The sequence below is a fragment of the Sphingobium terrigena genome, from assembly GCF_003591655.1.
GTDB classification, from domain to species: Bacteria; Pseudomonadota; Alphaproteobacteria; order Sphingomonadales; family Sphingomonadaceae; genus Sphingobium; species Sphingobium terrigena.
This window is the reverse complement of the sequence record NZ_QVRA01000054.1, coordinates 1-7,545: the sequence shown is the minus strand read 5'-3', so window position 1 is coordinate 7,545 and position 7,545 is coordinate 1. Positions and strand designations below refer to the sequence as shown.

Here is a 7,545-nt window from a genome sequence, read left to right as displayed (position 1 = left end):
GTGCTCAGCCGCATCGCCGACATCCCACAGAGCCGGCTCCACGAACTGCTTCCCTGGAACTGGCGCGTCACAGACGATCAACGCCAAGCGGCCTGATCTGCGTATTTCACCGGATGCATACGCTGGATCCGACATTCTACAGTTTTGCCTTCTTAGCCATCGCGATGGACAGTTCGATCTGACCCGCGCGAGCCGGAGACAGTGGCGAATCGTTAACCCAATTATAGCATTATTAGATCATGGAGAGACATGCACTCGTGACCAGCCAGCGGTCAACGCCAGCTATATTCAGCTGGCGAGCAGACTTGCTATTGCCCGAGGCGGTCTATCGCGATCTGGTCGCAACGCTCTTCACGATGAGCGCACCAATTCTGGGGTTCGGCATCCTTTACGCTTTGGTAGGAACTCTCGTCTTCCTGAGCTGGCGGGACTCTGCCATTCTGGCACTGATATGCTGCGCAAGCGCTGTGACGATTTTCCGCCTCGCGGTCATCCACGGCTACCATCGTGCGGGCGGCATAGCACAGGACGTAGGGGCGCTCAGAAGATGGGAAAGGCGATACGCTTGGTTGACCTATGGTTGCGCAGCATTGATCGCAGCTCTGAATGTGTCGGTGCTTTCAGCACATCAGCCCATCATCCATCTTGCGACAGTCAGCCTCATCTTTACCTTCGGAGCTGGCATAGTCTCTCGCAACGCAGGCAGGCCAAGGCTATGCCTGATCAGCCAAACGATCTGCGTAGTGCCGGTTTCGCTAGCAATGTTGATACACGCGACGTTTGTCGGGCCAAGCCTTCTGCACGCTCACTTTTTCATTCTGGAAGCGATTTTGCTCTTTGTAGTTGCGGTGATGAGTATCGAGTCCGTCCGACATCTTTACCGATCGGCGGTCGACCATCTCACCACCAAGCATGACTTGGGAAAGCTGGCACGGTATGACCCACTTACCGGTCTTGCAAACAGACTGCTGATCCGCGAGTCTTTCTTGAACCGCACAACGTCTTGTCGCGCCGATCAACAAATTGCCCTGCACTATCTTGATCTGGATGGGTTCAAGGCCATCAATGATCAGTTCGGACATCCTGTCGGCGATGTGATGTTGGCTGAGGTCGCACAGCGTCTCGTTGCAACGGTGCGAGGCAACGATGTGGTAGGCAGGGTCGGCGGAGACGAATTTGTGGTGCTCCAGCCAGGCGTCGAACATCAAGACCAGGCGGAGCTCCTTGCCCGGCGCATCATTCGCCAGCTTTCCGACACATATCATATCAACGGCACGGAGATGCGCATCTCTGTCAGTATCGGCATTGCGCTCGCGCCGGTGCATGGTCTGGATCTGGACGGACTCATGAAATGTGCTGACAGCGCCCTTTACCGATCCAAGGCCAAGGGAAAGGCGCAGGTTCATTTCTGCGAGATCATCGACGCCGGCGGCGGTCGTGCCGTTGCCTGACAGAGTTTGACAATGCCCCCCTTCTCGCGTCGAAATAAATCAGAAAGCTGCCCATCGGCGACCCGTGTAGGGTGGTCCTAACCCATTGTTCACCCTATCTCACGGGCATAACATCGACTGCGAAGGTGCGAGGAATTTTGTCAAATACTAACGTGATGGCTATCTCTCGAGAAGCTCTACTGTCATTGAAATCCCACTCTCGATAAGCCCAGCCTAATCTAGTCAGTGCAGCATCGACTGCAGAGTAGATATCAGGCTCCGTCCCAGCGCGGGTTTTGGCACAAGAAGAGCGTTGGGGTGCCGTCTGACAGCCGGATGATCGAAAGCGCCGGAGCAAAACAGGTACGGGATATCATAGAGGTCCAGATCATCGGCCAACAAGTCGATATCTCCGCACCTTAGACGGATGTCCAGTACGGCTGCTGCCGGCATTGATCTGGCAAGTGCCTCCATTCCATCAGACAAGGTGGCATAGGGGCCATCGACGACATAGTCGGCCCCCTCAAGCATATCGGAGATCAAAGCTGCGACGTTAGGGTCGTCTTCGACGAGCAGAATGGAACGTGCCATGGTCTCACTCCACCCCCAAATCAGCGCGATATCTCTCAAAGCACCGGGCCCCGCAGTAAAGCCGAATGAGCGCACCTTCAGCCATTGCTGTCGCCCGACGCGGGTCTTCCTCGACCAAGGGGCGGATCGCCTCGTCGTTCCAATCCCGGCTGTGCTTGATGTCGAGGACGGCGTGGAGATCGAAATAACGCCGCTCGGAACCACTCAAGCCGATCCGGCGCAAACCTTTCGCTGTGTGCGCCGAGCGATCAGGCGCGGTCAGCTCAATGACACCAAGAGCGCCGACGCTATGCCAGGCATAGTTTCGCGATGAAGCCATGGCTGTCATGGCGTTAGCGAGCGCCAGGCTCTCCCAAACGGTGTGTTCGATCTGCGTATCAAGGTCGAGAATGTCGGTGAGCCGATTGAGCATGGGGCCATGCATGCCCTTGGGATTTCCGCGTCCCATTTCGTCCCAATAGTTGCGGGCGAGCTCCAGTTTTGCTCGAGTCGGCAGCTTGACCTGCGTGAGAGCTACGAGATCATCAAATCCTGCCTCACCGGCGGCTTCCTGCGAAAGGAACCAACGGAGTTCGTCTCTGTCGGCCTGATCCGCCAGCCATGAAAAAAGGCGGTCATGCTGCCCAGGTCCGGTCGCTTTCAAACCCTCGAACCAGTCAATAAATGCATCAGGCGTGGTAGGCGCATCGGCTGCCTCATCTACGACATGCTCGCGCAATTCCTCGATAAATGCATGTTCCAGTCGGAGCATATTGCGATCATTACTAAATTGAGCGGCCGTCGCTTCTGATGGAAAGGCGGGCGCGAGTCTTTGCCTGTTCCATCGGCTAAGTTCTTGCTGAAAATCCTGACGCAAAAATTGCGAACTACCATGTTCAAGCTGAGTGGCCACGAGCTTACCTTCCGATCTGTTGACATAAAAAGTCCGAAAGGGCCGTTGTCGTTCCGTGGAAACACCTTAACCAGGATCAACCGGCGACCTGCGACGGCAAGGGTCCTTAGCTCTTCACGTTAGGATGCAAAGGTCCTCGTCCCGATTGGAGCTTCCGACCTGCTCAAAGCTCAACTGCAGAAAGTCCATCGCGACTTGCCAGGACGCATTGTGAGATAATGGATCATACGCCGTGCGCGGGTCGCCCAGCTTGCCGACGTCTTTGTTCGTGAAGCTGTGGAGCGCATAGCCATAAATGGAGATCTGCCAATCTACATCGACTTGCGACATTTCTTCCTGAAACCTGGTGACGTCCGCGGCAGGCACCAAAGGATCCCCGCTACCGGTGTAACCGCCACGCACGTTTACTTCCCCCCGCTTGGCAGGCATGGCAGTCGTCAGCAGGCCATGGAAGTTTGCGACAGCTGTGACAGGCGCACCCGAGCGCGCCAGGTCCAGCACAGCAAAACCACCAAAACTGAAACCGATCGCGGCGCTATCACGCATGTCTACACCAGCCACGCCCAGTAAAGCCGTGTGGGCCGCTACGGCGCGGTTGCGGATAAGATCAGGCTCGCGCCGGAACTGCGCCAAGGCGATGGCAATAGCCTCTCCATGCAGGCTTACGGTCGCCATGCATGTCCGCTGCCAATGTAAAATAACCCAGTTTCGCAAGCCGGCGACAATGACACCTGACTTGCTGCCAATACCGTCCGCTTCATGGACGACCAGAACAGCCCGACCATTGGCCTCGTTCGCTGGCGGGAATGTCTCCCGCCGCGATCGTCAGCCATCATTGCTCACCCATCGGGCTTTGGCGCGGACTATCAACCATCGACATGTCGGAGGGCTTGGCGGCTTGCGCGTTCTTTCACTCATCGCTCCTCTCCACTAGTTGGCTTGAGGGTTGGTGGCGTCAGCCCAGTAAAGATGGCACGGGGGGATATTACGCCACTCATAGGCGGAGCGGACGCCGCCGATATGCTTCTTTAAAAGAGGCTCGATGGTGCGGCGCATTTGGTAGGCGCAGAAAATGCCTTCAGGCTCGAGAATGGCGCGACTGGCGGCCATTGTTCGCTCTGCGTCCATTGGGTCTAGGGTCGAGAATGGGAGGCCTGACAGGATGCAGTCGGCAAGCGGCAGGCCCCGATCCCTCAACAAAGTGGCCACATTTGCGGCTGGTGCGCAGACTGCTTGCAATCGCGAGTCCTGTATTGAATCTCGAAGATGATCGATAAAAGCAGGACTGGTGTCGAAGGCCAGCAACGTGGCGTCAGCGGGTAGGCGATCCAGCGCCGCGCGCGTAAAGACGCCCGTACCCGGCCCGAATTCAACGAATAGCTTCATCCGTTGCCAGTTCAGGCGCGCCAACATATGCCGTACGAGCCAGCGGCTGGCGGGAAAGGCCGACCCCACCATCATCGGCTGCTCAAAAAATGTCCTTATCGACAGACCAAGCGATGCGCTTTGGCCGCGCAAATTGCCGGCGTCCGGCTGGGCCGCGCGGGTGCTTGGAATCGCCACGGTTTCAAGCATCTCTCTCATCAGTCTTCTTATCAAAATGGAATTTGCAATGTAAGCGACAACCAGCCTGATTGAGGCCTGTTCCCTATGAAGGACATTTAAAGACATGCGGATTAAGTTGGGTCAGTAAGTTTTCGATGCGGTCAGGGTTTCATCCGCATAACGCCTCGACGATATGAGCCTCACAAATCTAGACCTTTGAGTCTGCAAAACGGTCAGGGCATTGGCTACAGACCACGCTGAGTGCAAAACGTGTACCTCATCCAGACGGCGCGCGTTTGTTGCAGCGGAAAGGGATGTACAAAGCTCGCAAACGATCTGCCCATCACCCTCACCCGCTTCGGTCCTGGGGCTGGCACTCGGCTTCGAACGAGAACGTCAAGGCCACGATGCGGACCTTCGCTCACGCTTTCGGCCATTGAGTTGGTCGAAGAACACCGTGAGGGGGACCCTATGCGGGTCGTACAAGGCTTGGCGCAGGCTGTCGGTTTCATCGCCGGCGGTCTCATTTTCGTTAAAGGCGGCGACGTCAGGAACATGACGAAGGCCGCCAGCCTCTGGATGGCGGCGGCAGTGGGAATTACGGCCGGAGCGGGTCTGTATGTGCTGATGCTGGCCGGCACATTGCTGCCGCTCCTTTGAGGTGGTCCCGCCTTCTTGGACAGTTTGGCGGCTGAGTTAAGCTAATCCCGGTTGTCGTTCATGCCGCCTGTTTGATCATCAGATCATGGGGGGCATGCCCCCCATGATCTGATCGCCCGATCCGCCGATAGGCCTCAACCGGGGTTCGCCCGGCCAGGCCCGAGTGTGGACGCTGGGTATTATAATAGGTGATCCACCGGCCGAGGCCAGCCTTCAGTTCGGAGCCGGTTTCGAAGGTATGGAGATAGACGCACTCGTACTTCAGGGAGCGCCAGAGGCGCTCGATGAAGACATTGTCCATCCAACGGCCCCGACCGTCCATGCTGATGCGGACCTCGGCGTCGCGCAGCACGCTGGTGAAGGCAAAGCTGGTGAACTGGCTGCCCTGATCCGTGTTGAAGATCTCGGGCTTGCCGTAGCGGACCAGTGCCTCCTCCAGCGCCGCGACGCAAAAGCCGGCATCCATCGTGTTCGACAACCGCCAAGCCAGAACTTTGCGGGTCGCCCAGTCCATGATCGCCACCAGATAGAGGAAGCCGCGCCGCATCGGGATATAGGTCACGTCAGCGCACCACACGTGATTGGGCCGCTCGATCGCCAGCTTGCGCAACAGATACGGATAGACCCGGTGCTGCGGGTGGGGATCACTGGTGCGCGGCCGCTGGTAGATCGGCGTGAGGCCCATCTTCGCCATCAGCCGCCGCGCGCGACGGCGACCAATATCCCGGCCATTGCGCCGGAGATGCCGCGCCATCTGGCGGCTGCCATACCACGGGCATTCCATGAAGGTCTCGTCGATCACCGTCATCAGTGCCAGCGTCTCGTCCGTTTCCGGCACCGGGGCGTAGTAATAGGACGAACGGCTGATCCGCAGCAGGCGGCACTGCGCCGCGATCGACAGGCGGTGGTGAGCAGGTTCGACCATCGCCCGCCTCCGGTCCACGCTCATCGACCGAAGGCTTTCGCTAAAAAATCCCGCTCCACCACCAGCTGCCCGATCTTGGCGTGCAGCTTTTCCACCTCGCTCTCGCTGACAGCCTTGGTCGCATCGCTGGCGCCGGAGAACGTACTCGCCATCCCATCGATGGCCTGGCGTTTCCACGATGCGATCATCGTATGGTGAACGCCATGCTTGGCCGCCAGCTCTGCCAGCGTCAGGTCACCCCGGATCGCCTCCAGTGCCACCTTCGCCTTGAAATCCGCGCTGTAGCGCTTCCTCGTCGTCTTCATTCCCGTACCAATCCGTCAGGTCGGCATTAGCTTAGCATCCTGTCCAGAAAACAGGCACCACCTCANTTGTCGCCAGTCGGCCCGACCAACATCGTCAGCGTCAATCCACGCATGGAGTTCGATCTTGGGAGCGGGGCGTCGGCCAGTGTCGCAGCCATGGCCTATTGGCGCTACAGCCGGGGCGACGGCGTCTACGACATACCCGGCCACCTGATCCGCGCGGCAGGGGATAGCGACGCGCGCTTCGTCGGCAAGGAGGCCGAAGCGACGTTGGCTTGGCAAGCCAGCCAAGAATGGGAATTGTCCACGTCCGTCTCCGCCTTCGCGCCGGGCGCCTTCATCCGACAGAGCGGCGCGGCCCGCTCTATTCTGATGATCTGGCTGGAAAGCAATTTTCGCTTCTGATCTTTTCTGATTTATCGAACATGTCCGACGATCTTATTCGACTGAGAGAGCAGCGTCCGGTTCGTTAATCCCGTACCGACCGAACATCTGTTGCAGGAGACCGCCATGATCCCGTCCAAATCCACCGCCTCGCCCTTGCCCTGGCTGCTGCTGTTGCTCTCCGTCACCACGGGCCTTGTCGATGCCATCTCGGTGCTCGGCCTTGGCAAGGTTTTCACCGCCAACATGACCGGCAATATCGTGTTCCTCGGCTTCGCCGCGGTAGGCACGCCCGGCTTCCGCGTCGCGCCCTATCTGGCCGCCATCGCTTTCTTCATGATCGGCGCGCTGGTGGCCGGGAGAGTTGGCAAGCATCATGCGGGACTGCCGCTGCGCCGCTGGCTGTTTGTCGCCGCGCTGGTTGAGGCGGGACTGCTATGGATCGCAGCCGGTGTAGCTATCGGCTTCGATGTCGCCGGCCAGTCGCCGGGATACAAGGTCTTTGCGATCATTGCCCTGACCGGCCTTGCCATGGGTTTCCGCAACGCAACCATCCGCCAGTTGAAGGTGCCGGACCTGACCACCACCGTCTTGACGCTGACGGTCACCGGCCTTGCCGCCGATTCCAGTCTGGCGGGCGGAGCCAACCCCAATTGGGCGCGGCGCGTCGGCAGCATCGCAGCGATCTTTCTGGGCGCGGCCATCGGCGCGTGGTTTGTCACCCATGGCGGCCTCGTCCTGCCGCTGCTGCTGGCTGGCTTCCTTGTCCTCGCGGGAACGCTGGCCTGCATGATGCATCCCGCCGCGAGCGAA

At 58.8% G+C, this 7,545-nt stretch carries 8 protein-coding genes and 1 pseudogene; 4 read left to right on the top strand and 5 right to left on the bottom strand.

The genetic code is table 11. The annotated features are described in order from the left end of the window. Positions 1 to 311 precede the first annotated feature (311 nt). Positions 312 to 1,451 carry a GGDEF domain-containing protein gene (locus D0Z70_RS23860; RefSeq protein ID WP_239019122.1) on the top strand — a complete coding sequence of 380 codons (1,140 nt, stop codon included), beginning with the start codon at positions 312 to 314 and terminating at the stop codon, positions 1,449 to 1,451. A gap of 222 nt (positions 1,452 to 1,673) precedes the next feature. Here D0Z70_RS23860 and D0Z70_RS23855 read toward each other — a convergent pair whose 3' ends face one another. The 4 genes from D0Z70_RS23855 to D0Z70_RS23840 all read right to left on the bottom strand — a co-directional run bounded on the left by D0Z70_RS23855 (position 1,674) and on the right by D0Z70_RS23840 (position 4,488). Further along, positions 1,674 to 2,021 (bottom strand): hypothetical protein, encoded by a 348-nt coding sequence (locus D0Z70_RS23855; RefSeq protein WP_119750672.1) that lies wholly within the window; start codon positions 2,019 to 2,021, stop codon positions 1,674 to 1,676. A 4-nt stretch (positions 2,022 to 2,025) separates the two neighbouring features. Next, positions 2,026 to 2,913, bottom strand: coding sequence for an iron-containing redox enzyme family protein (locus D0Z70_RS23850; RefSeq protein ID WP_119750670.1), 888 nt, complete (start codon positions 2,911 to 2,913; stop codon positions 2,026 to 2,028). Between the two features lie 114 nt (positions 2,914 to 3,027). Continuing rightward, complete coding sequence (locus D0Z70_RS23845; protein ID WP_119750668.1) at positions 3,028 to 3,588, bottom strand: dienelactone hydrolase family protein; 561 nt, start codon at positions 3,586 to 3,588, stop codon at positions 3,028 to 3,030. 255 nt (positions 3,589 to 3,843) lie between these two features. Continuing rightward, positions 3,844 to 4,488 (bottom strand): class I SAM-dependent methyltransferase, encoded by a 645-nt coding sequence (locus D0Z70_RS23840; protein WP_119750674.1) that lies wholly within the window; start codon positions 4,486 to 4,488, stop codon positions 3,844 to 3,846. 441 nt (positions 4,489 to 4,929) lie between these two features. On the opposite strand from D0Z70_RS23840, the gene D0Z70_RS25600 reads away from it, so the two are divergent. Next, positions 4,930 to 5,118 (top strand): MgtC/SapB family protein, encoded by a 189-nt coding sequence (locus tag D0Z70_RS25600; protein WP_239019121.1) that lies wholly within the window; start codon positions 4,930 to 4,932, stop codon positions 5,116 to 5,118. Between the two features lie 58 nt (positions 5,119 to 5,176). Here D0Z70_RS25600 and D0Z70_RS23830 read toward each other — a convergent pair. Next, a protein-coding gene (locus tag D0Z70_RS23830) for an IS3 family transposase (RefSeq protein ID WP_119750666.1) occupies positions 5,177 to 6,348 on the bottom strand; the annotation gives its coding sequence in 2 pieces (ribosomal slippage) (positions 5,177 to 6,084 and positions 6,084 to 6,348; 1,173 coding nt in all). Between the two features lie 66 nt (positions 6,349 to 6,414). Between D0Z70_RS23830 and D0Z70_RS23825 the strand changes: the two are divergent. Both D0Z70_RS23825 and D0Z70_RS23820 read left to right on the top strand, forming a co-directional pair. Continuing rightward, a pseudogene (locus D0Z70_RS23825) lies at positions 6,415 to 6,753 on the top strand (alginate export family protein); the annotation flags it as partial. 105 nt (positions 6,754 to 6,858) lie between these two features. Beyond that, positions 6,859 to 7,545: YoaK family protein (locus D0Z70_RS23820; protein ID WP_147418835.1), on the top strand; the 687-nt coding region annotated here is incomplete at its 3' end.